16 protein-coding genes are annotated in these 23,444 nt (G+C 54.2%); 8 read left to right on the top strand and 8 right to left on the bottom strand.

All coding sequences use genetic code 11. From position 1 onward, the window contains the following. The first annotated feature begins 479 nt into the window (after nt 1-479). Together GSQ86_RS04215 and GSQ86_RS04220 are read left to right on the top strand one after the other, a co-directional pair. Nucleotides 480-719 (top strand): hypothetical protein, encoded by a 240-nt coding sequence (locus GSQ86_RS04215; protein ID WP_158748712.1) that lies wholly within the window; start codon nt 480-482, stop codon nt 717-719. Between the two features lie 271 nt (nt 720-990). Beyond that, nucleotides 991-1,524: a hypothetical protein gene (locus GSQ86_RS04220; RefSeq protein ID WP_216841007.1), complete on the top strand. Its 534-nt coding sequence runs from the start codon at nt 991-993 to the stop codon at nt 1,522-1,524. Nucleotides 1,525-1,527: 3 nt separating this feature from the next. On the opposite strand, the gene GSQ86_RS04225 is transcribed toward GSQ86_RS04220, so the two are convergent. Next, complete coding sequence (locus tag GSQ86_RS04225; protein WP_158748714.1) at nt 1,528-1,917, bottom strand: DoxX family protein; 390 nt, start codon at nt 1,915-1,917, stop codon at nt 1,528-1,530. Nucleotides 1,918-2,332: 415 nt separating this feature from the next. Between GSQ86_RS04225 and GSQ86_RS04230 the strand changes: the two genes are divergently transcribed. Both GSQ86_RS04230 and GSQ86_RS04235 read left to right on the top strand, forming a co-directional pair. Then, complete coding sequence (locus GSQ86_RS04230) at nt 2,333-2,608, top strand: hypothetical protein (protein ID WP_158748715.1); 276 nt, start codon at nt 2,333-2,335, stop codon at nt 2,606-2,608. Between the two features lie 472 nt (nt 2,609-3,080). Further along, on the top strand, nt 3,081-3,470 hold the full coding sequence (locus tag GSQ86_RS04235) for a hypothetical protein (RefSeq protein WP_158748716.1): 390 nt from the start codon (nt 3,081-3,083) through the stop codon (nt 3,468-3,470). Between the two features lie 90 nt (nt 3,471-3,560). On the opposite strand, the gene GSQ86_RS04240 is transcribed toward GSQ86_RS04235, so the two are convergent. From GSQ86_RS04240 to GSQ86_RS04250, 3 genes are all read right to left on the bottom strand, one after another. Next, nucleotides 3,561-4,694, bottom strand: a complete 1,134-nt coding sequence (locus tag GSQ86_RS04240; RefSeq protein WP_216841008.1) for a VWA domain-containing protein — start codon at nt 4,692-4,694, stop codon at nt 3,561-3,563. Between the two features lie 219 nt (nt 4,695-4,913). Then, entirely contained in the window at nt 4,914-6,248 is a 1,335-nt protein-coding gene (locus GSQ86_RS04245; RefSeq protein WP_158748718.1) for an amidohydrolase family protein, read from the bottom strand. Further along, nucleotides 6,245-7,606, bottom strand: a complete 1,362-nt coding sequence (locus GSQ86_RS04250) for an amidohydrolase (protein WP_254062135.1) — start codon at nt 7,604-7,606, stop codon at nt 6,245-6,247. The genes GSQ86_RS04245 and GSQ86_RS04250 overlap by 4 nt, the downstream gene beginning before the upstream one ends. A gap of 281 nt (nt 7,607-7,887) precedes the next feature. Here GSQ86_RS04250 and GSQ86_RS04255 point away from each other — a divergent pair, with 281 nt between their 5' ends. Beyond that, on the top strand, nt 7,888-9,456 hold the full coding sequence (locus tag GSQ86_RS04255; protein WP_158748719.1) for a hypothetical protein: 1,569 nt from the start codon (nt 7,888-7,890) through the stop codon (nt 9,454-9,456). Between the two features lie 71 nt (nt 9,457-9,527). On the opposite strand, the gene GSQ86_RS04260 is transcribed toward GSQ86_RS04255, so the two are convergent. From GSQ86_RS04260 to GSQ86_RS04275, 4 genes are all read right to left on the bottom strand, one after another. Beyond that, a complete protein-coding gene (locus GSQ86_RS04260; RefSeq protein ID WP_158748720.1) occupies nt 9,528-10,829 on the bottom strand; it encodes a glycoside hydrolase family 18 protein in 1,302 nt (433 codons plus the stop codon). A gap of 188 nt (nt 10,830-11,017) precedes the next feature. Then, entirely contained in the window at nt 11,018-12,937 is a 1,920-nt protein-coding gene (locus tag GSQ86_RS04265) for a CocE/NonD family hydrolase (RefSeq protein ID WP_158748721.1), read from the bottom strand. A gap of 77 nt (nt 12,938-13,014) precedes the next feature. After that, on the bottom strand, nt 13,015-15,702 hold the full coding sequence (locus tag GSQ86_RS04270; RefSeq protein ID WP_216841009.1) for a PIG-L family deacetylase: 2,688 nt from the start codon (nt 15,700-15,702) through the stop codon (nt 13,015-13,017). Between the two features lie 252 nt (nt 15,703-15,954). Beyond that, a complete protein-coding gene (locus GSQ86_RS04275; RefSeq protein ID WP_158748723.1) occupies nt 15,955-19,305 on the bottom strand; it encodes a TonB-dependent receptor in 3,351 nt (1,116 codons plus the stop codon). Between the two features lie 415 nt (nt 19,306-19,720). Here GSQ86_RS04275 and GSQ86_RS04280 point away from each other — a divergent pair, with 415 nt between their 5' ends. The 3 genes from GSQ86_RS04280 to GSQ86_RS04290 are packed head-to-tail and all read left to right on the top strand — an operon-like array spanning nt 19,721 to nt 23,425. Further along, nucleotides 19,721-21,109, top strand: a complete 1,389-nt coding sequence (locus GSQ86_RS04280) for an APC family permease (protein WP_158748724.1) — start codon at nt 19,721-19,723, stop codon at nt 21,107-21,109. Beyond that, nucleotides 21,106-22,035 (top strand): carbohydrate kinase family protein, encoded by a 930-nt coding sequence (locus GSQ86_RS04285; protein WP_158748725.1) that lies wholly within the window; start codon nt 21,106-21,108, stop codon nt 22,033-22,035. Before GSQ86_RS04280 ends, GSQ86_RS04285 begins: the two co-directional genes overlap by 4 nt. Next, complete coding sequence (locus GSQ86_RS04290; RefSeq protein WP_158748726.1) at nt 22,013-23,425, top strand: 6-phospho-beta-glucosidase; 1,413 nt, start codon at nt 22,013-22,015, stop codon at nt 23,423-23,425. The genes GSQ86_RS04285 and GSQ86_RS04290 overlap by 23 nt, the downstream gene beginning before the upstream one ends. Nucleotides 23,426-23,444 lie beyond the last annotated feature (19 nt).

Genomic DNA, 23,444 nt, shown 5'->3' on the forward strand with positions numbered 1-23,444 from the left:
CTTTCGCTAGCTCACGTACTAATCACAGTAGATCGGAGCTTCACTCATGCGATCCGAACAAATTTATCGCGCCCTTGCTCAAGGACACAATCGTTTCCAAATCTGTCAACTTGTCTCGAAGGGAGTGAGGGTAAGCCATAAAACGGGAACGCGATTTGAAGACTCCATCTCGGACGTCCTCGATCTTCTGACGCCGCGGTACAACATGCCCGCCAAGCTTCCTCCCGCTGTGAAGTGATATTTCAAGAGCCGTTCCATTCAATATCGGTTCAAATCGAATACGCGACCTAAAGACAGCGCATCTGATGCCATTCATCTGCATCCGCCCATGTCTCGTTTCTGAGACATGGGGATTATCTCTCCGCAATGTCTTCTAAATACCCCAAAAACTTAACGCACGTCCGTCATTTAACAGCTATATTATTCAATGGCGTTAGGCTGTCGCCTGCCCATCCCGATCGAAGCTGAAGGACTTCGAGATGAGTGAAAGCATCTTCCCGCCTGGATATCTTCGCAATCGGCTGATTGGTAGCCTGTCTCTTGCGCTCCTCGTATACGGGTCGATATCCCTCAGCGTCATCATGTCGCAGAACTGGCGATGGCATGTCGGATCCGGTTTACCTGTCTGGAAAGAACACGGAACTTACGGTACAGGCATCGCCCTCACTATCGGAGTCCTGCTGTCTCTTGTCGCGCTGGCAGTGGACCCATGCACGTGACTGGGCTCTCATCTCTCTCTGCTTAGGAATCATCGCCGTATGCATCCTGAGCCTGTGGATCTTCCTGCTTTAGATATCTCCGCATCTCTCTGCGCTGCATCTCAGGAGAAGCGCGCCACGTATAAAACCTGCGTGATAGTCTTATGGACCAAGGTTTCAGAAGAGGCATTCCTTGAAACTGTATTGTCTGTTGCCCGCCGCTCGTCTTGCCAGCACTAGTATGGCCGCTCAATCAAAGCCACGTTTCAGCCAGAGGTGACGGATGGGGATTTTGCTGGCATTCTTGCCATTCTTCGTATATTTCGTCGCCGTAAGGCTCTTCGGAATCATGATCGCGCTAACGTCCGCCACCATCGTCTCCGCCATCATGCTGATGCGCGACGCCCTCAACAGCAGACGCTCGGTCAAAATACTGGAAGTCGGTACCGTGCTCCTATTCGGAGGACTCGCAGCCTACGTCTACTTCAAAGGAGGGTACTGGCCTATAGCGGCCGTACGTCTTCGCGTCGATATAGGATTGCTCCTGATCGTTCTCGTCTCGATTGCCTTGCGCTGGCCATTCACTCTGCAGTACGCGCGCGAACAGGTAGCCAGAGAATATTGGACGAGCGATGGATTCGTCCGCACAAATTACATCATTACAGCCGTCTGGGGCGCTGCCTTTGCCCTCATGGTCATCGCCGATCTGCTCCTGCTCTACGCAACGAACCTGCCGCGCTGGATTGGCGTTGTAGTCACTATCGCAGCACTTTTGGGTGCATTCCGCTTTACCGAGTGGTATCCGAAACGCCAGCGCAGTTCATAACGGCTAAGCCGCTAAATTCCGATTAGACTTCTCCGCACCCGCATGCTTCAATGCCCACGCAATAAGCGCGAATTGCAACGGAATCCGTGCCCAGAGCGCCCACTTCGGTATCTCCGGGAACCGCTCCGCATGATGCAGCATAAAAATATGAACATCGAAATAGCCGACGAGCATCGCAGCAATCGAAAGCGCAGCGGTTCTTCTGGTCGCAGGCACCAGCAGCCCCACACCACCCGCAATTTCAGCCGCGCCGGTTAGCTGAACCCAGGCTCCCGGATCAGTATAGTGGTCCGGCATAATGTGGACATAAAAAGGCGTGTGCCAAAAATGGTTCACGCCGCCTGCAATGTAGAACAGCGATTGGCCAATCAGAGATATTTGGGATAGCCGCATATTGGTTGGATGCGGAAAATCTATCTACATTTCCTGACCTAAGATGGTCTTATCCGAGCACGTAAACCCGCAGCATCCACCATACGAGAAACAGTGAGACAATGGCCGCGATGATGTGGCCTATCCATTGACCCGGTGTCTCCGGTTTTCCCAACCTGAACATGCAGACATCCTAGCACCCGCACGTCAGTATGCGCGCGCACCGTGTCTTGCCTCTCGTGTTCCCCGATTTTTCGCTGAGAAGTAAACAAATAACTCCTGCAGACGATAGAGAAGAAAGTTTCACCGTTATGAGAAGAGTGGGCTACAAGCTATAGATAAAACATCACTTACAAATTAATTTCTGTTGACTCAGGCAAGTTGTTGCCATATCTTTAACTTACTCCCACAACATCTCAGTCTTAGGAAGAGTCCATTGAACATTGACCTGGACGCTCTCTGCGATACGTGCAAGCCGCTCACGCCTTACACGCGTTTTCGCCTCGATACTCTCGTCAACCTGCTCCAGGGGAGCGGTTACGACATGCATACGGAGTGCCCTCGCGCCGTTGCCGCCCACCTGTCTGCCTCGTTAACTATGCCGGAGGGAGAACTGAATCCCTATAACGTGGACCGGGCCATCGAAATGATCCGGAAATTTGAGATCAACAGGGAAGACTTAGACACGCGCCTTGAGGCTCTCGTCCAATAAGCTTGCGGTTGGTTGCAGTAACGGCTATCAAATAAAGTTGCAGTAGAGTCACCATCTGTTTCATCCCTCGCCTCAAACATCCGATTGCACCATTGCCTTCCATCAAGTCTTCGCGCGATTAGGGTTTTACGAAAGGCTTTGAATGTTTGGCCCGACTGATCCAACACCGATAATCCCGCCTATCTATCTTCAATCTTCTGACACCTTCAGCGGCGACTTCGGATGGCTATCCATGGCTATAACTAGCATTTTGCTTGCTTTGTTGGTCTCGATAACTGTCTTGTACATCAACGTGCAATTAATGAAACTCGTAAAAAAGTTAAACTTATAAGTCGTCAAAGTATCTCGAAAAAAAGTTGATCAAGCCCCAAGCTTGCTTAGAAGCCGGTGCGAGTCACCCTTGAAGAGTATTTCCAACGGCAGTCTTGGCCTACTCTTGTAAAATCAACTTCGGGCGATATGGGAGTCCTCAATGGCCAATAGATACGGAGAAGCAGCGCTCATGGCGGCCCGGCGAGAATCTTCTGCCAACACCGATCCGGTAGCTCGATGGGAGAGCGCGATGAAGACACTCTACCCGACCAGTCCGACGGCGCGGAAGAAGAGCAGCCCACGTGGAGCTTTTCTCGGACTGTGCGAAGAGGGATTGGTTAAGGGCATTCCAGCGGGTAACTATGCAGCATCGAAGGACGATAAGGCCTATGCGGTGCGTGCTGCAGCATTACTAATCGAAGGAATGCAGCGCTGGTCCATAAGCGAATTGTGGCGGGCAGTCGCGAATGATACTGGAAAACCGCATAATAGCCAGATGGACATTGTCCTGGCGCTATGGAAGAACGGTCTCATCGTCCACAAATCATAATCAACAATCAACCGCATTTTAGAGAGTCGGCGACCGAGCTTTTTGGACTTTATCACCAATTGATAAAGGAATTGATTCGCCAGGACAGAACTACTTATTGTTCGCTGTTTCGGCCTCCACCCAATATGCGTTGCGAGCCCTCAACAGAAGCTCCGGTCTGTCCTTAAGACTTAATTTCAGAGCATGGAATCCAGAGTGTGGCAATTGTGGACGAAAGCTCAGGACATAGTAGTTTGGTACGTCATGCGAGATAGCTACCAGGTGCCTATTGAGCGTGTTTGCGTCCTTGAAGGTGAAGTACTCGCCGCCCGTTAGTTGCGCGACGGATTCGGGCACATTGCGCGCGAGTCCGTCCTTTGCGGCGATATACATCATCCGAGCCAGTCGCAACGGCGGGAGTAGATCACTGGCGCAGTCCAACGCCTGCACGCTACGCTTTCCGTGGGCATCCGGATCGGCATCGGGGTCGTGGCTCATGCAACCACCCGGGGAATATGGCTCGTCCGAGTACGGACTTCCGCCCGGCCTGGGCAGCTCTGACGTCTGATGTTTCAGCGCCGATTTCGTACTAGAAAAGCCGAAACTATAGATCGAGGTATTTGTGTCGTCGACGGCGCGTATAGCGTTCTCGAAGCTCGTTTGGCTACCGATATCGATCGTCTCGCTGAATAACACAACGGCACGGCGATAGGCCGGCGGTTGCTTGGACAAAAGATTGATGCCGAAATTGAGCGCGTCAAGAATGGCTGCGCCCGGATCACCTTCGTGAAGGTTGGTAATCGTTTTGGCTGCCGCATCCGTATCGGCGATAAAATCCTGTTCGAGATGAGGCATGCTGTCGAAACTAACTACCGCAACACGATGTGGCACGTTGCCGATGATGGCATCGAGCACCGCCTCGAGATCGCGGTAGTCGTGCAGGTGTGACGCTCCCTGACCGCCGGTCTGTACGATGACCGCCAATGCCAGAGGTTGCGAGTCGGTATCGGACTCGAGTTGCAACGACTGCGGAACCCCGTCATCGGTGAGAACGAAATCGTCGGCGTTGAGCGAGAAGACAATCTCGCCAGCCTTGGTCTTCACCAGGGCTGGCACCATTACTAAATTCGACCGCACGGTGATAGCCGGGATTTCCATGCCAGCCAATGACTGTGCACTAGCCGTTGCAACGGCTAGTAAAATCATGCTCAACACAGGGGTTGCGATTGCGGAAAGCATATTCATTAGACGCAGCACCGAGTCAATGCGGGCGACGGTCGAATCCAAATTTCCAACTTGTCATTGCTGGATGAGTTTCCGTACAGTGATCTACATCTGTAGAAATGAAGCAGCAAATCAGACAGAAGTTTTCTAACGTGAATGTTTTCGCGTCCCTGAGACGTACCAGATCACCCCAAGAAAAGCTGCTATTTTAATCCTGGAGTTTGACACGAATCGTGCAATTCACTTTTTCTCCGTAAGTGGCATGTACTGATCTCGCAGTTGCGTCTGGCGGCTTACCATGGGCACGGCTTCACCATCAATGAACACCTGCTTGACAGAAGTTCGGACATCCAGCGGGTCGCCATTTGCTACGACGACATTCGCAGTTTTACCCACATCAAGCGATCCCAGAGAGTCCGCTAACCCAAACATCTCGGCCGGATTCAGAGTAATCGCCTTAAGCGCCTCATCATAGGGCAGTCCATAAGCGACCGCGTAACCCGCCGCATAAGGAAGATTGCGAACATCACCCGATCCGCCCAGCGATGAGAATGCAATCTTCACGCCGCGCTTCCGTAATTCTGCCGGCAGTGAGTAAACGGCATCGTACCGTTCATCCGGTCGCGGAGCGTCATAGATCGGTCCAACAATGACTGGCACATGATAGGAAGCAATTTCATCCAATATGTCCTGCGCATGGGTGACATGATTGAGAATCACCTTCAGGTTGAACTCTTTCGCAATTCCCATGGCGACTTCCACTTCGTAGCTTTCGTATGCGCTCAACACCACAGGCTTCTCGCCCTTGATATACGGCAGTAACGCTTCGAGCTTTAGATCTCGCTTGGGTTGGGGTCCCTTGTGATCTGGTTTTGCCGCCCCTTCTTGCTCAACCGCATATGTTTGCGCATCCAAAAAGACCTGTCTGATCTGTGCGGCGAGCCCCATGCGTGTCGTCGGAAATTTAGAGGGTCCTTCGTAGTTCGCCTTCCTGCGCACGCTTCCTTCGAAATTCATCGCCAGCGCAATATCACGACCAAGCAGCATGGCGTCGCGGTCGCGTCCATAAAGCTGGATTGCTGCGTCCTGGCCGGCAACTGAGTCCTGCGATGCCGGCGCTATGATGGCATTGGTGATGCCGTTGAGCCGGGCCACTGGAATGTGCACTGTCTCTGCGTGAAACGCATCGGATACATGCATGTGCGGCATGATCTCGTCGCTCGGCTCAGCCAGGTCATTGCTGTTCGCGTCCGAGGCGACTTCCGTGAGGCCCAGATGTGTCTCCGCATCGAAGAGTCCCGGATACACCGTCATCCCCTTCGCATCGAAAACCTGTGCGCCGGCGGGTACCTTCGTCGAGGCGGCCGCCCCAACCGCAACAATCTTGCCACCGGACATAACCACGACGCCGTTCTCGATCGTGCCATGCGTAATCGTCAGTAACTTGCCGCCGACAATGGCGATCGTCTTGGCCAGAGCCAGCGCAGTGTTATTGGGACCTGCCTGCGCTGCACAGATTCCAACCCACGGCAGCCAAGAAAGCAAAAATCCTGTGACCACGAATCCCCGCTTCATTGGCCGTCTCCCTCTTCGTCATCCGAGCCACTGAAACCCGCCTCGTGCATCACGCCATGAAAGTGCGTCGTTCCCAGACCCTGCAGTAAGCTGTCAAAGAAGAGATCGCCGTCGATATACACCTTCTCCGCACGCGCATAGGTCGAGAGTGGATCAGTATTCCAGATGACGACATCCGCATCTTTGCCCGTATCGAGGGAACCGACGCGGTCATCGACACCAATAATCCACGCCGCATTGAGCGTGATCATCTTCAGCGCTTCTTCTTCCGTCGCGCCGCCGTAGTGAATCATCTTTCCCGCTTCCTGATTCAGCCGCCGCACATAATCGTTGGAGTCGCTCTTCAACGCCACGCGCACGCCTTCGCGCATGCTCATCACCGCGTTCCACGGGATTGCGTCCCAAGCCTCATCCTTGAATCCCCACCAGTCGGCAAAGGTCGCAATGCCTGTGCCAGTCGGCGCGATCTTATCGCCCACCTTGTACATCTCCAGCGCGTGATGAAAAGCTCGAATCTTGTAGCCATATTCCTTCGCGATGGCTTCTTCGGTCAGAAATTCGTCGGCACGGTAGCAGTGAATCTGAACATACAACTTGCCGCGCAGCACATCGGCCAGCGCTTCAAGTTTCAGATCTTTCTTTGGCGCAACCGCGTCTTTATCGCCCTTCGCCACCTTGGCGTTGTACGCATCCCATGAAGCCATGTAGGCTTTCGCGTCTTCAAAGGCCTGCCTCATCACTTCGAAGTTGCCCATGCGCGTCGAAGGCAATTCGTTGCGCCGTCCATAGACGCGTTTCGGATTCTCGCCGCTGGCAAACTTGATCGAGCGGGGCGCATTGGGAAAGAGCATCGCATCGCGCGAGAAGCCGAACTTGTTTTTGATGACTACAGCTTGCCCGCCAATCATGTTAGCCGAGCCATGCAGCAGTAGCTCCGTCGTCACCCCGCCTGCGAGCGCGTGATACAGCGCCATGTCGCTGTTATCGAAGGCGTCAATCATCATCATTGATGGCGTCACCGGGCTGGTCGCCTCGTTTACGTCGTCGCCCAGAGCGGAATGCGAATGCGGGTCGATGATTCCCGGTGTCACATATTTACCGGTCCCGTCAACCACTATGGCGCTTGTCGGAGCATCAACCGAAGTCCCTGTACCGGCAATCTTGCCATTGTGCAGCCACACGCTTCCGTGCTCAATCGTCCCATGCGTTACCGTCATCACGGTCGCATTCTTGATGACGATGTCAGCGGGCGGAGCGCTTTCCGACATCTGCGCGAGAAGAAGGCTAAGAGGAGAAATCAGCGTCGAAGCTGCAATAAGCTTCCTACAGCCGCGTTGCACGGAGGCGATAGCAAACATTAGATTTTGTCTCCGGAGGAGCGTTTTAATAGATGTGCATGATCGTAGCATTAACCGGCCATTCCGGATGATGAATACAAGGCGCGGCCAGGCTTTTAATTCCTGACTACGCTCTCTTCGTCACGCACCAGCAGTGCGACGGAGCCGTCGGGATTCAAATTACCTCCCAATTCGGTATGCAGAGCCGAACGAGTGATCGCTGGTTCTGATTCTTCGTTTTTCGAGGTTTCAATTTTCCTCAAACCAGGGAACGGCTTTCTCCTCTAAACTCACATATACGCATGATCCAGCCTCTTCGCCGGTGGTCCGGTGTTCCACTCTTCCTGGCTCTCGCAGCGGGTCTTATCGCCTTCGTAGTGCAATCGGGCGAGTTAGGATCCGCCGACACACAACATCGACTCCAATCCGCTCACTCCTTTTGGACTACGGAGCCGCCCGTATTTCAGCAGGAGTTTCCCGAGTTCGGCGTGCATGGACGCGGAGGCCGCCTGCAGAGCTGGTATGGTATCGGCCAGTCACTGCTCATGCTGCCTGCAGATGTAGTTGGTACGTACGTAGAGCGTCTTCCCGTATTCGCTGACTACACCGGAAACGACCCTAGCGTACGCAACATCATCGTTAGTTACAGCACAAACATCCTTATCAGCATTCTGACCTCGCTGGTTTGTTTCCGATTCCTGCGACAACTGGGCTTTAAGGAAAAGCATGCAGCCGCGGGCGTTCTGGCCCTGCTGCTGTCTACCACGCACCTGCATTACACGCAGAACATGATGGAGAACAACTACATCTTTCTGTTGACGCTGACCGGCTTCTCTTATCAATACCTATGGTTACGCAGTGGTAGTCGACGCGCACTCCTGTTTGGTTCGGGCGCTTTTGGGCTCAATCTGCTGACCCGGCTCACTACCGGGATGGACCTGTTGGCAGGAGCCCTTTTCCTGTTGCTTGTCTCGTGGTTCCAGGGAATTCGGGGACGAACGCTGTGGAGTCAATGTCGTACCTGTGTTGCAATCGCTCTGCCGGTTTATGCGTTTTTTGGATTGATCGATCGCTTACACCAGTACTATCGTTTTGGATCGTTCTTCAATACCTATGTGGCTGTGCTTGCTCGCGAAGCCCGGCAACGAAATCCATCTCTGCCTGCCAGCTATCCATTCGAAACCCCATTCCATATCGGTTTTTTGGGGCCGTTACTCGCGCCAGAGAAGTCAATTTTTCTCTTCGATCCTCTACTGATTCTCACAATTTTGCTCGCCGTCGTTGCCTGGAAACGGTTCAGTCCAGCCGTTAAGGCATACCAAATCACACTTTGTATCCTGTTGTTTGCGTATATCAGCTTCTACGCTCGCTATACGGTGTGGAGCGGTGACTTTGCATGGGGCGATCGCTACGTCTCAACTACCATAGAGCTCGCGACCTTACTTGCGGTTCCGTTGCTGTTACGTTATCGCAAAGAAATTGGACGCACAGTTTGGGCAGCAGGAATCGCGCTCTTAGCGATCAGCACAGTGATTCAGATCGCATCGTTAGCCTTCTGGTTACCACTCGAAATTTACCAGATGGAGACGCTCGGTCACCCAACCTTTGTGATTGCCCTGCGCCTGCGGAACATCATTGCTTTCGCGTTCGGAAAAATGGATGCCTGGGGGCTGAGTAATCACGCCATGACTGAAGACCCATGGGACTACGTCCACATCACCACGTGGAATTTTCTGCCGTTTCTCTTGAAGCGGGCAGGCGTGGCGCCTGCGAAGATTGTGCGCTTGGCATTCGTGGTATGGAGCGCAGGGCTGGCAGCGTTAGCGATCATTCTTTGGCGGCTCCGCCGAGAGACTGCGCAACTTGATTAGTGCATTATCCTTTTGTTGATGGCTTAGGCGTGAAAGCCGCTCTCATCGCCGGACAAGATGAAATCCGTTTCCTACCACGTCTGCAATCCCGCATAGACTGAGTGTAAGAGCGTCCCTTCTGTGTCGTCGCCCGTGACATCCCAGAACATCGCGCCTCCCAGGTGCGCAGCGCGAATATATAGAGCTTTGGTAAACACGGTGACGTCGTCATCGTAGGAGTAAAACGTCTGCGTCGACGGGCTGTAGATCCAGTGCGCCATCCCGCTCAATGGATCGTAGTAGCTGTTGAAGCCTGTGAGCGTTTTGAGTACGTTATAGTTGGCCTGGTCGTCAGGCGCGCCTCCCGTTGCCGACTGATACAGTCCGTGGTTCTTCGCCGGAACGCCCACCCATCCATGTCCGTAGAAGGGAATACCGGCATTGATCTTTTGTGCCGGTACGCCGGCCTTCAAGTACGCGGTAACTGCGCCAGCCATGCTGTTCCCCTTATCTGCAGCAATCGGATCATTCGGTGCAGTGAATAGCGGTGCTGCGTGATCGGCGTAATTATTCCACGCGCCATTCAGGTCATAGGTCATCAGGTTGACGAAGGTGAGCGACTTCTGAATCTCTCCCAGTTGAATCAGCGAATAGTCGTCTTGACCGGCGGGCGCGGCAATACTCAGGTCATACTGCTTATGAGTTACGGCAGTCATGGCGTCGAGTTGGCGGCGAAACTCCTGCATCAGCAGCGTAAAGTTTTCTGTATCGTTCGGGCTGTAAGAGCAGGTATTGCCGCAGGCGCCCGGATACTCCCAGTCGATGTCGATTCCGTCAAATACACCAGCCTGGGTGACGCTATAATCCAGCGGATCGCTGAAATTCCCGGCGATAAAAGTCTGAACGCAGGAAGACACAAAGGCTTTCCGCGAGGCATCGGTGCTTGCAGCAGCGGAAAACCCGGCTGACCACGACCATCCACCAATTGAAATCAGCACCCGCAGATTGGGATATTTTTTCTTCAGCTTGAGAAGCTGGTTGAAGTTGCCTTGTAGTCCATTCGTATTGGGATCGGCTACACCGTCGACACTGTCTGCCGCGCTTACCGGCACTTCATAATCAGCCCACGGATCGCCCAGCTGACATGTGCCTGCCCCAGGTGAGTCCGGTGCGGGAAGGTTGGAGAACGCATAAAGGATGTGGGTGAGCTGTTTTGCCGATCCATTGACCGCCAGGTTTTTTGGATAGTAGCCGCTGTAAATCATCCATTCAGGCAGATAACCTACCATTCGAGGATGTTCAGGGCTGGAGGGCCGATGTTGTCCCTGCGAACTGACGGAAGCCAATGCGAAAAGGCTCAGGACAAAGATGACGGCGACTGGGGGCATTTTCATGAATCACCTCGAAGCCATAGTCCGGATAAATTCCGCAGCCAATCTATTTGCGCTGTCAGCTCAAGTCAAGAACATTCTCCTCAAGGCCGAATATCGGTCAGCTCGCACCTTAGGTGCGTTCGGATGTTTGAATGTCAAATCTGGCTCCGCTAGTAGTGATAACCGTTTGGAGAACTAAGCAATCTTCATCACTTCCCAGGCGCGATATCCTGCCCTTGATCGCTGGATCCCTGCGGAATGACAGGCAGCGTGATCGCAGATGGATGCTCGCTGTCATGGATAATAGTCTGCCGCGCGGTATGCCATTTTGCGCTCGTGCCGAAGGGATCACCAGTATTTGGATTGGGGGCAAATTGAGGGAAGTCGCTCGAAGAAATCTCTAAGCGAATTTTGTGGCCACGCAGGAAGAGATTGCTGGTTGGCCATACATTAATTTTGTACTGGTAAATCTTGCCCGGCTCGATGGGCGATGCTTGCGACAGAGAGTCGCGAAAGCGGGTCGCTTGAATGCCGTCATTCAGGTTCACCGCTGTGCCGTCGGGAAAAACATCGACCAGCTTCGCTGTAAAGTCGGTGTCGGATGCAGAAGAACTTGCATACAGCGTGACGGTTATCGGTCCCGTTACCTCAAGAGGGGCAGCTAACGGCTGGCTCGAGTAAACAAGTATGTCGCTTCGCTGCTCTATCGCGGATTGATCGAACTGTCCTTGCGGGCCGGTTGTCCAGGAGCAGCAGGAGTGGCCGCCAACACTTGGGACCGGATTAGATGGGTCGTAGAGGAACTCATCAGATGCCGCGTTCGTTGTAACCGCTCCATTCAATTCTCCGCTGCTGCTGCTCGCTCCAGGAAGCGTCGTGCTCAACGCGCCATCGCCCATCACTGATGCGGCGTGCCCGCTACTCGTCAGATACCATTTCTGATATTGCGTACCTCGCAGTGGCCATTCTGTAGATGTATGCCATTTGTTCTCACCCATCTCAAAGTAGTCCACGCGAGGACCGGTGCTCACGCCGTTGTCTTTGCCTTTGAGGAAATGGTCGAACCATGCGAGCATCAGCTCATTGACGGGGCTATTGGCGACAGGGCCAATCGCTTTGAGACGCGGACTCACAGGACTGTCTGGCCGTCCCCATCCGAGATGCTCCCAGGGCCCAATCACGATGCGCTGATTTGTCCGCGCCAACTCATTCGCGCCATGCTTGCGCATTCCGGTAAAGTTTCGCAGTGAACCGTTGAGAAACGCGTCGTACCATCCGTCGAAAGCGAGGACCGGCACATTGACTTTGTCGTATCTCGACTCTATGCTGAAAGCCCTCCAATAAGCGTCATTTGAAGGATGCTTGATTGCATCGAAGAAATAAGGGGCTACTGCGGGATCACCTGACTGAAACGGCGGGAATTGATCGTATGGCAGGAACTGCATCCACTTTGCGATATCTTTGCCGTCCTCGCGCAGCCTGGCGCTTAACTTTGCGTCTCCGCGATTAGCAGCTGCAGAACTGACAATGGTTTCCATCATCCAGTTCTCGATAAAGGCCAGGCGGAAGGCGCCATCCTCGTAAGTCCAACCGTCATAGTAGTCAGAAGCAGTATTGGAGGGGACAATCGTCTTCAGCGAAGGTGGCGTGGCCGTCGCCGCAAGCCACTGCGTCGCGCCTACATAGGAGGATCCATACATTCCAACCTTGCCGTTGGAACCCGGCAGGTGGGCTGCCCATTCCACTGAGTCATAGCCATCGTCGCGGTCGTTTGCGTACTCATAAAAAATTCCCTGGGACGCATACTGTCCGCGAATATCCTGAATCACGACTAAGTAGCAATGAGAAGCGAACCAGCTCGGCGTCTGAAAGCGCGATGGCTGTATCTGCGCCGCGGTTTTTCCATACTGAGTACGCATCAGGATTACCGGCACAAGCTCCTTCGTCGCGGGCCGATACACATCGGCCTTAAGAATGACCCCGTCCCGCATACGCGCAGGCACATCTGCCTCTTTGGTGACGGCGCATGGTCCCTCGCCTCCAGAAGGCGGCCAGGAGGGAAGAGCGGCGGCGGAGCCAGTCAGTGCTACCGATAGAAGCAGTGAGATGAAATACACTCTAATGCGCATGGTGATCGACTTCCTGTGTGACGATCTTGAAGCAGAATCTCGCGAGTGTTCCGACATCTATGCTCAGAGATATATCTCTATGGTTTGGATATCTTTGTAGTTGATCGTATCGCCGGGTTCGAGGGCAAGCTTATGAGATTCGAAAAAATCCGATAGGCGCCGGGCACTCCCAATGGAAGCTCCCGGTAAAACGCATACGCGGTATATACATAAGCGCCTGCCCCATATTTCGCGAAGAGCATGCCGCCCTTTTGCGGGTCCTGGCCCGGATCATGCGTCTCAAGAATAGCTGCGTAGTGCGAATCCCACGACTGCATAAATTTCGATCCGCGTTCTTCGATCCAACCTTCAAAGTCTGTGGCGGTGATCTTATTCGGCCACGAGAGGACTGGGCTGGATGGATCCAGGAGAGCGACAGTGGACTTCTCGTCGGTGACTTCTTCGGGATCAGACGTCATCGTATAGGGATAAGGCCCGAAGTTGTGATCGAACTCAGGTGTCTGATATTGCACGATTACGACACCGCCGTTTTTCACATATTCCAGCAGTCGTCCGTTGTAAGTCACTAAATCGTTGCGCACGGCATATGCGCGAATGCCGACCACAATGACGTTGTACTTACCTAGGTCACCGCCTGCAAGGTCGTCTTGATTTAGAAAGCGTACATGCACGCCTAGGTTCTCGAGCGACTTGGGCACATCATCGCCGCTTCCCTCGATATAACCGACTTGAAGATTGGGGGCGACCTTTACGTTGGTTCCCGTTGTTTTGTAATCAGCTGCGCGATAGAGAAAGTAGGGTCTCAGGCCCGAGTATCCTGTTTCAACATAGCCCTCTTTATAGTTGTGATTGTCATAGCTCGCTACCGCCGTAAGCTTATAGGGTTGCTCTGCCAGATGGCTGGGAAACACACGAAACGTGACAATCTGTTCTTCTCCATCTTTCGCCAGAGTGAAATTGGATGTCGCCGGTTCCGATCGCCAGCCAGAAGGTATTTCCAGGTGAAGAGCTCCTTGCGCTGGTCCTTTCACATTGCTGTGAATTCTTACGCTTACTGGGAAAGAAGTCTTATCCAGAGGCACAATTCCGGCGCTTTGTAACATGGTTACTGAGATTGCCGGACCTACCGGCATTGGATGGAAGACGATCCCAGGTCCGACTTCACGTTGAATGGTTTGCACCACTTCTCTAACGCGTATTTTCACACCCTGATAAGACACATTGACCCATGCCTCCAGCGGATATGGGGCGAGCGCCATGCCCCGATATTGCGGATCGCGCAGATCGTAATAAGGCTGCTCGATACTGGGGAGTTCGAAATACGGTCTCGTATACCCTGCGTCTTCCGGTACATGGACGTCGAAAACCGCGTCAAACGTGCTGTCGCCGCTGAGTGATGCGGATGTGGAACCTCTTGCTTGAAGTCCCCATCCCTGAGTGCCGGAGGATTTCAATTCGACGCCGTCGATCTTGATGGGCAGCGGACCGGATTCCGCAACATGTACCTTAACAGGGAAGTTCTGGCCCGGGATCGCCATGGCGAAGCTCGGGGGCTCGCCAAAAAAGCGCGCAAACATGCCCGTCGGGGGATGCGCAGGCGTGATATTTGCCGCCACGGAAAGACCGAGAGACAGTACGAGAGCATCATTAAATTGGTCTTGCTTTACCTTCAACTCATGCAGCACATCGTATTTCGCGCGCTCTGAGAGGCTGCTGTTCTTAACTGCCTCAGTAAGATCGTCTGTCGCCTTTAGTCCTTTGGCCAGCGTGTCTGCAATCTTGCCGGGATCATTGACCGAATAGGTGTTGATCGCTTCCTCAACCAGCCCATTGATCGCGTTGAGACCTTGCGTCAGGAATGCGTGATCTTCGCCCTGAGCCAAATCTCCGATTCCCGGCAGTGTTGTGTCTATGCCGTCGAAGAACGACTTCTCCTCATCTTTCGCGGAAATGCGCGATCCAAAGCGGTGGTAAGGTGAACTGTCTGGCCCCGCAGGTGGAATTGCAGCGCCTTCGTTCTGTGATTTCTGAAAGCCAAGACCTTCACGTGAGATCTGCAGATAGTTCAATCCGCTCGCGCTGCTGTAAGTGCCAGTCGGGATCTCTACCGTCGCGCTGACCGCTCCGGCCTCGAACTTGCCTGAAATATAGTTCTGTACGCCAGCAGGCTGCCAGCGATGAGTTGCATAGTCATAGAGACCTTTTGGCGAGAGCGTGTCCTTTTCAAGCGAGAAGGGAACGCGTGCATATTCTTTCAGCGGATTCCAGGGTTGGAGGCCGTCTTTAATCTGATCCGGAAAGACCGTCGGATCACCTGCAGCTTTGAAGACCTCCTGCGCAAAGAGACCTGCGGTTGCGTGGTTTCCGTGTCCGTCCGACGGACCGCCTACGAAGACAGACGTGATCACCAACGGGCGCTCAATGCGAACGGCACGCACAACGTCATAGAAGATACGATCGTGGCCCCACTTCTGTAGCGCCTCGTCGAGTGTCTTCGAGAAGCCGTAATCTGTCGCAATCGAAAAATACTGATCGACGCAATAGTAGCGGTCGGCCTGAAGCAACTCCTCGGTGCGTACCAGTCCCAGCGCGTCCCATAGATCAGACGACATGACATTGGCGCCACCCTCACCTCGATTCAGTGTCACGAGCGAGACGCGCGCGCCTAATGAGCGCGAAGTATAAGCCAGCGTTCCACCATCTTCGTCGTCCGGATGAGCGGTCACCATCAACATGCTCGCGCGCGTATGAAGTTTTTGTAGCACTTCCGAGAGTGCTGCAGCGCCACGATTCTCAGGGATTGGGCGATGATCCAGGCGTGCGCCGCCTTGTACCGGACACGGAACCTCAGCGAACGCGTTTTGAACCAGCAGACTGCATGCCACTGATACCGCCCAAAACATGAGAACGGGCCTGATTCTTCGGGTCATATCCACCTATTTCTTTTCCGGCCCTCTCTATTCGCTGCCGCTTTACGACAAGGCCTGTATCAAAAACGCATCTCCACACTCGCGTTCTCAAAAGTAAAATTTTCCTGCCAATTGAACTTCACGCGGATCTGTCACCGTCGCCGTGCTCTTGCCGAACGCTCCCGGTGAAGAGGTGCTTGCGGAAGGATTAGCGAAGTTGGGATGGTTGAACGTATTGAAGAACTCGCCGCGGAATTCAAACCGCATACTTTCTCGAATTGGAAAGCTCTTGAATAAGCTCATATCCACATTTTGAATTCCAGGTCCGTGAAACATACGTGGACGGCAGGTGCCGAAGTTTCCGGGAGCCGGCTGAGTAAAGGCTGCAGGATTAATGAAGAATCCCGAGGAAAGACTTCCGGCGTAATCCTTTGGATTCGTGGAAGCTCCGGCAAAAGGATCGCCTGTGCAGTCCGGATAGGACTGATGACTGGGACCAGTGAAACTCGCATCCGGGGCGGTCACATCAAACGGGATACCGGTCTGGAAGCTCACGATCGTATTGAACTGCCAGTGACCGAGAAGGCGCGAGGCGAGGCTGTCGTGATTCAACACCCAGCCTCCCTGACCAATAGGCAGTTCCCACATGGCATTTCCTACAAACCGGTTGCGAACATCCTGCGGTGAGTTGCTGAACTCGTGGCTGTAATCGTAGGCATTTTGCGGGAACGCGGTGCCGGTCAGGTTGTCTACATAGTTCGCCAGATTATGCGACCACGTATAGCTGATCTGATACATCAGGCGATTTGTTAACTGGCGCTTCAAACTGACTTCGAGCGCTTCGAAGTCTGTGATGCCGTCGTTGGTTCCGAGTTCCAGAAATGCGTGCTGGCCCGCTCCCTGTACCGACTGACTGATGGTGTTCAGGTTGGGGTAAGGGAACGTAATCACCGGTTGCGTGCCGCTATATCCGGTCAGCACGCCTTGGTTCGCATTCCGAAGACGATTCATCTTGCGTCCCCAGTTTCCAACCCACGTAAGGTTCAGGACCGTGTTGTTGCTCACCTGCAGTTGCGGTCCAAAACTTGCCTGCTCAATGTAACTTGTGCGCTCGTTCGGATCCTGCGCCCTGATCTGCAATTGCGGCAGGTCGATGCCGAGTGCCTTCAATTGTTCGGACGGGAAGCCGTTCTTCAATTGAAAAACAGGTGTGGTGCTTCCAAGCTGTTGAGAGACAGCATCGTTAATCAAAAAAGGAGGATTCAGTTGCAGCATCGCCTCCGACCCGATTCGATTTACGAATTGATGGAAGATGCCGAATCCGCCGCGGAAAACCAGCGGTGGGGAAGCGTGATAAGCGAAGCCGAAGCGAGGAGCAAAATTTAGATTGTCCGGGTGAATGAGCGTACGGCCATACACGCCGTTGTCTCCGTTTGCGGTAATGATCTGTCCGCCATTGTCGGGGCTGAAGTTCGACGTTTCGTCCTTGCGATTTAACCAGAAGGGCGGGTACAACTCATACCGAAGACCATAATTGATAGTGAAGTTTGGTGTGACGCGCCAGGTGTCCTGACCATACACCGAGTTGCCTCGGATGTAGTTGTTGACCTCCAGAGCGTTCTCGTAGATGGCCTCAGTTACGTCTCCCAGGAGAAAGTCGGCGGGCGCAAATCCTGGGGTATTTGTATAGATTCCTTCAGTAAGAATCGCGCCCTGAGGTGCTTCAAGGTCGAAAAAGTTCAGCGAGTTCTCGTGGTACTCATAGCCAAACTGCATGCTGTGGTTGCCCTTAAGAAGGTAGACGTCATCGACAAACTGCCACACCTGCGCGACCTGAAACTGTGGCCGGTAGATAGATGATCCAAGCGTCGTCAGGCCAAAAACATACATGGGGGGAAGGCCAGCGGTTTCGGGAGTGACTGGGATGCCAGTCAGGCCGAATTGCGGTGCTGCGGATTCCCCAAGCGTCAGCCCGATCGGATCGCTATGCGAGTAATCGCGCAGAAATCCGAAGTGAGCCGAATTGACCAGCGCAGAAGAAGGCGTGTAGGTCCAGCCCAGTGCGACCGACTGGTCGTGGAGAATGTACTGGGTCGAAAAGTCGCCGTTTCCGGCCAGCGGATTTGCCGTCCAAAGCGGCGATTGATAGTTAGACCAGTCATAGCTGTAGCGCCCGAAAATCGCGTTGTGCTTGTTCAGGGTGTGGTCGACACGCCCGGTCGCGATCTGGGTATTTGTCGGCACCGATGTCACAAACTGGTAGTTGGGTGCTCCGGTATAAGCCGTCCCAATGTTCGGATCGGGATAAAGAGCAAAAAGCTGCGCTGCGACCGGATCGATGCAGCTTGGCTTGATGACGTTATTCACGATGCAACCAGTCTGGCCATCGGCTACCGCTTGTAGATTGTAGGTTGCCGATAAGGCGCTGAAGTCACCCGATTTCATCGCCGGGGTGGGCACAGTCGAGTAGACGGTCTGGGCCTGGCTGCTGAGCAAACCCTGATAAGCCGCGAAAAAGAAGGTACGGTCATGAATGATCGGACCGCCAATTGTCGCGCCGAACTGATTCTGATCGAAATGACCCTTGGGTGTCGCCGTATAGTTGTTGAAGTAGGTATTCGCATCGAGTGAGCTGTTTCGCAGGTAGTCCCAGACATCACCGTGGAATTTATTGGTGCCCGACTTTGTCGAGGCATTGACTACCGCTCCGGCCGATGTGCCGAATTCAGTCGAATAGGTTCTTGTCTGTATGCGAAATTCCTGCAGCGCATCCGGTGGGGGCGCAACCGCCTGTACGGACTGCTCCTGCAGATTCTCTGATCCTGTATTGTTGTCAATGCCGTCAAGGGAGAAGTAGTTTTGCAGTTCCAGATTTCCGTTGGCGCTGAACCGTCCCTGGGCCGGATTGGCTACCTCCGCATCCGGGTTGTGATAAACGCCCGGTTCCAGGAGCGCGAGTTGATCGTAGTTGCGCCCATTCAGCGGTAAATCATTGATCTGCCTGCTGTCGATCACGCCTCCAACGTCCGCCGTCTGCGTCTGCAATCCCTGCACAGTGGCAACAACAACTAGCTCCTGCTGCAGATCGCCGACTTTCAGTGCAAAGTCAACCTGCGCCCGGGTCTGCACATTGATAGGCACGGCCTCCTGCACTTCGGATGAATAGCCGTTAGACGATGCTTTCACTCGATAGACGCCGGGGATAAGCGCGAGAGCCTGATAGGTGCCATCGGAATTCGTCAGCACGGAAGTAGTGACATTCGTCGCGTTATTGGTAATCTCGATCCGCGCGCCGACCACCACTCCACCACTTGCATCGCGGACTGTTCCCACAATCGAGCCCGTGTCGATCTGGCCGAATGCATGTGCTAAAAAGACGAGCGCAAATGCAATTCCGAAGAGCGTGCGCTTGCCATAGCTATGTGGATACGCCTCTGAGAATGCACCATTGGGTAGCATTGAACTGCCTCCTGAAAATTTGGGCTTTCGTATCGTTTTTGGACGGACGTCTAAATGCCGTTAACGATTGAGGAACATCGCGAGACGATCTTGTCGAAGCACAACCATTCGGTTTGGCCGACCATACGCGGAACACTCCATGTTCTCTGGACTGCATGAAAGTGGTTGACCAGAAAGTTACGTTAGCATTTACGAAAGCGCAAGAACTTATTAGAGGCAAGCCGCATATTTTCAGTTGGAGTGACTCTGGGATGTAAATTGCATCAGCGCTCGAACGAGTTTCAGGCAAGTATGATTAGCTGGAAGCGGGGAATGACATCTCCGATCCCATCTGTTTGAAGAGTAAAGTTGAAATTCAAACGTAAAGCACTATTCAGGCGTAAATGACCTTTATGGCGACTTGGAAGATACCACGATGAATGGCTCGCGGCTGCAACCGGTAGTGGCTGCCTCCACCCACCACGACCGGCTCCCACAACTGGAGCGGGGAGTCGGTCTCTGGGGTGCCATATCGGCAAATGTCCTGAACATGGTCGGTATCGGCCCATTCCTCACTATCCCTCTTGTGCTCGCCGCGATGGGTGGTCCGCAAGCCATGCTGGGCTGGATTCTCGGCGCCCTGATTGCACTTTGCGATGGATTGGTTTGGGCTGAACTCGGCTCGGCCATGCCGCAATCCGGTGGACCGTACCACTATCTGCTGGAAGCTTTTGGTCCGCGGAGCTTTGGCCGCATGCTCAGCTTTCTCTTTCTCTGGCAGACCATGCTGGTTGGACCGCTTTCGATCGCGTCCGGCGCAGTAGGGTTTACGCAGTATGCGAAATATCTCGTGCCGTCGATTCACGGATGGCAGTTTCCGGTACTTGCGGCTGTGGTGTGCTTGCTCAATACCGTCCTGCTTCTGCGCAGAATCCGTACGATTGGTGGACTCTCTGTCATCATCGCGGTCATTGTTTTAGGAACCGGTGGCTGGATTCTGCTGAGCGGCCTGTTACATTTTCATGCCGCGCTTGCGTTCGACTTTCCCGCCCATGCGTTTGTACTCTCGCACGGTTTCTTCACCGGACTCGGCGCGGCCACGCTCATCGCGCTTTACGACTACGGCGGCTATTTCAACGTCTGCCTGATCGGCGGAGAAGTGCGTGACCCGCGCAGGACAATCCCGCGCTCCATCCTTATCAGCATCGGCCTGGTAGCTGTGTTGTATCTCGCCATGAATGTTTCTATCCTGGGCGTCGTTCCCTGGCGCGAGGCGATGCATTCCGATGCGATCGTCGCCATGTTCATGGAGCGAATCTATGGCGTGATGGGAGCCAGGCTGGTCTCTGTTCTGATTCTGATTGCGACCTTCGGCTCCGTTTTTGCCGTGCTCCTCGGATACTCCAGGGTTCCATACGCAGCAGCCGTGGACGGGCGCTTCTTTTCAGTTTTCTCGCGGCTCCATGCAAAGGGGCAATATCCCATCATTGCCGTGTGGACGATGGGTCTGCTGTCGGCCGTGGCCTGCATCTTCAGCCTCGCCGATCTGATCAGCACGCTCATCGTCGTCCAAACTATGCTGCAGTTCATCGCGCAATGTGTTGCAGTATTTCTTCTGCGAAAACATTCCAGAAGCGACCCTTCGTCTTATCGCATGCCGTTCTTTCCGCTGCCTGCATTCGTGGCATTATTTGGCTGGATCTATATCGTTGTGACCAGCGGCGCGCGCTACATTGAAATAGGTGCGCTATTAATTGTGGTAGGTATCGCCGCATTTCTTCTGCGGTCGTACCGGGCACATGAATGGCCTTTCGGGGTTGCATGAAAAAACTGTGGGATGTTGCTGTGGCAGGCGAGATTTTCGCCGACCATGTGTTTGCTGGCTTCGAAAGATGGCCGCAGCCCGGCGAGGAACTTTTTACCGACTGTTATGTGCGCGAAGTAGGCGGGGGCGCTGCCATCACAGCGTGCGCACTTGCGCGCCTGGGACGCCAGGTTGCACTCTTTGCCGTGGGGGGTCGAGGAGATACGTGGATTGAGGATCGCCTGCGCAGCTTCGGCGTCATCGTCGAAGATCTTAGGCTGGTCGAAGAGGGAACGGCGGTCACCGTGAGCCTGTCTACCCGCGAGGATCGATCTTTCTTCACGTGGCCGGGCGCAAACCGGCAACTGGCGGAACACCTTCGAAATCCTGAAACGCAGGCCCGTATGGCTCAGTCCAGGCATGTGCATTTTGCCGTTGCTCTCGAGCGCGAACTGGCGCAGGAACTTTTCCCTCCGCTGAAACAAGCCGGTTGCACGATCTCCATCGATCCCGGCCATCATCCAAATTGGCTTAAAAATCCAGAAAACTGGCGCACATGCGGCGAAGTCGACTTCTTCCTGCCGAACGAAAAAGAAGGGCAGATCATGACAGGTCAAGAGTCCCCCGAGTCGATTCTTCGGGAACTGGCATCTGCGGATATTCGTGGAGTCGTCCTGAAACTCGGCAGTGACGGAGCGGCTGCCCTGGTGAATGACCGGACGTTTCAAGCACGCCCCTTCGCGATTGAAGTCGTGGATACGACCGGCGCGGGAGATGCCTTCGATGCTGGCCTCATCGATGCTTTCCTCGATAGTCGCCCGTTGCCTTCAGCAATCGAGCAGGGCTGTCTCTGCGGATCTCTTTCTACGCGTCAGGCCGGCGCAATCAGCGCCCTTCCGAGGCGAGAGGAACTGGAACTCTATCATGACAAACTCAAGCAATCTTAAGCTCGCATTGATCGGCGGTGGAGGCGTACGCACGCCGCTCGTTATCTTTGGCATCAACGAGTCAGCGCGTCTCCTCGGAGCTGAAGAACTCGCGTTGTACGATCCCGATTCCGAACGGGTAAGCATCATGGCCGAGTTGGGCCGTGCGATTGTTGCCAAAGAGGGAGGCCGCCTGCGCATTCGCGTCGCCGCCTCGGCAGAAGATGCGGTAGCTGATGCCAGCTTTGTACTGAGCAGTATCCGCGTTGGCGGCATCGGCTCCCGCGCACAGGATGAGCGCACGGCGTTGACTCATGGATATCCCGGACAGGAAACTACCGGACCAGGCGGAGTGGCGATGGGACTACGCACCGTTGGACCTACGCTCGAATATGCGCGCCTGGTGGAAAAGCGAAGTCCGAATGCGTGGTTCATCAACTTTACAAATCCCGCTGGATTGATCACGCAGGCAATCTCTCACTACACCGGAGTTCGCGTCATCGGCATCTGCGACACTCCGGAAGAACTCTTTCATCGCATCGCAGGGGCGCTGGGCGTTTCTTCCAAACGCGTGCGTTGCGACTACCTCGGCCTCAATCATCTGGGCTGGGTGAGGCGCGTACTTCTCGACGGAGTGGATGTGCTGGGAGATCTCCTCGCTGATGACGCAGCACTCGATCAGCTTTATCACGCGAGCCTCTTCGATCACGAATTGCTGCGCTGCCTTGGAATGCTCCCGACCGAATATCTCTACTTTTATTACTGCCGGAGCCGGGCATTGACCAATCAGCGAGCAGCCGGAACCACGCGGGGTGAGGAGGTGAGCCGCCTGAATGACCAGCTCATTGCCGACCTTGCGAATCATCTGCAAGCCGGCAATCCAAATGAGGCTCTGTCTCTCTACACCAGCTATCTGAACCAGCGCTCCGGCTCCTATATGAAGCTGGAGGCGAGTGCGGGATCGGCATTTGATAAAAGCAACATGCTGGAAGAGGACCCATTTCGCGCCGCGACCGGTTACCACCGTATCGCGCTCGATGTGATGAAAGCCCTGCGTGGACTCGAGTCTCAAAGGCTCATCGTCAATGTGCCGAACCACGGTGCGATCGCAGAAATCGCAGACGCGGACATCGTAGAGGTTCCGTGTACTATCGCCAACAATTCAATTCAGCCCGAGGCGTGCGGAACGCTCCCCGAAGCTGTGCGCGGATTGGTGCTTGCAGTCAAGGCTTATGAGCGCGCGGCGATTGAGGCTGCCGTATCGGGATCGACCATGCTCGCACGCAAAGCCATGCTGCTCTATCCCCCGATCGGAGAATGGGAGCCCACGCAAGGCTTATTGAACGATATGATGCAGCACAACCCCAGCCTGCAGTATTTCCACGCCTGTTCGCACGATGAAACGACGTGAAGCACCAGGCGGACTTAAA

The organism is Acidobacterium sp. S8, assembly GCF_009765985.1.
GTDB lineage: Bacteria > Acidobacteriota > Terriglobia > Terriglobales > Acidobacteriaceae > Alloacidobacterium.

Bases quoted from the DNA above. Each gene is read 5' to 3' on its own strand.
- GSQ86_RS04215 (WP_158748712.1), top strand. From the start codon at position 480: ATGAGTGAAAGCATCTTCCCGCCTGGATATCTTCGCAATCGGCTGATT.
- GSQ86_RS04225 (WP_158748714.1), bottom strand. From the start codon at position 1,917: ATGCGGCTATCCCAAATATCTCTGATTGGCCAATCGCTGTTCTACATT.
- GSQ86_RS04235 (WP_158748716.1), top strand. From the start codon at position 3,081: ATGGCCAATAGATACGGAGAAGCAGCGCTCATGGCGGCCCGGCGAGAA.
- GSQ86_RS04240 (WP_216841008.1), bottom strand. From the start codon at position 4,694: ATGAATATGCTTTCCGCAATCGCAACCCCTGTGTTGAGCATGATTTTA.
- GSQ86_RS04245 (WP_158748718.1), bottom strand. From the start codon at position 6,248: ATGAAGCGGGGATTCGTGGTCACAGGATTTTTGCTTTCTTGGCTGCCG.
- GSQ86_RS04250 (WP_254062135.1), bottom strand. From the start codon at position 7,606: ATGTTTGCTATCGCCTCCGTGCAACGCGGCTGTAGGAAGCTTATTGCA.
- GSQ86_RS04255 (WP_158748719.1), top strand. From the start codon at position 7,888: ATGATCCAGCCTCTTCGCCGGTGGTCCGGTGTTCCACTCTTCCTGGCT.
- GSQ86_RS04260 (WP_158748720.1), bottom strand. From the start codon at position 10,829: ATGAAAATGCCCCCAGTCGCCGTCATCTTTGTCCTGAGCCTTTTCGCA.
- GSQ86_RS04265 (WP_158748721.1), bottom strand. From the start codon at position 12,937: ATGCGCATTAGAGTGTATTTCATCTCACTGCTTCTATCGGTAGCACTG.
- GSQ86_RS04275 (WP_158748723.1), bottom strand. From the start codon at position 19,305: ATGCTACCCAATGGTGCATTCTCAGAGGCGTATCCACATAGCTATGGC.
- GSQ86_RS04280 (WP_158748724.1), top strand. From the start codon at position 19,721: ATGAATGGCTCGCGGCTGCAACCGGTAGTGGCTGCCTCCACCCACCAC.
- GSQ86_RS04285 (WP_158748725.1), top strand. From the start codon at position 21,106: ATGAAAAAACTGTGGGATGTTGCTGTGGCAGGCGAGATTTTCGCCGAC.
- GSQ86_RS04290 (WP_158748726.1), top strand. From the start codon at position 22,013: ATGACAAACTCAAGCAATCTTAAGCTCGCATTGATCGGCGGTGGAGGC.